We start from the raw sequence: 317 nt of genomic DNA, 5'->3' as shown, positions 1-317 counted from the left end.
ACAGGTAGCAGCGCAGACCCCGATCACGGAATTTGAGCACACGTCCAACGGCTATGTGTTTTCGGGTGTAGTACCCACCGCGTCGTTTACAGTATCACTCGAACCATACACAGTGATCTGGAAGTACTGGGCAAACAACAACGCGGCAATGGTGTATCAAGAGTCGGCCGACCTGTGGATCATTAACCCAAGCATCATGACCGCAGTCGGTGACGTAAAGGCCAAGATCGCTAAGGCACGAGCCACCCTCTATGGCTCTCCGGACTCGCTATTCCCGACGCCTACTATCCTGACGTGGCTTAGGCGCGGCATGGACG

Annotated in this window: 1 protein-coding gene; it reads left to right on the top strand. The window is 55.2% G+C overall.

What is annotated here, in order from left to right; translation table 11 throughout:
- A partial coding sequence (locus AC1RPT_RS07885) for a hypothetical protein (RefSeq protein WP_481763000.1) occupies positions 1 to 317 on the top strand: 317 nt, incomplete at both ends.

It is taken from the genome of Dellaglioa sp. CoH-56-MRSF-11 (assembly GCF_056782135.1).
The sequence above is the reverse complement of the archived record's forward strand: the minus strand, read 5'-3'. Positions and strand labels throughout refer to the sequence as shown.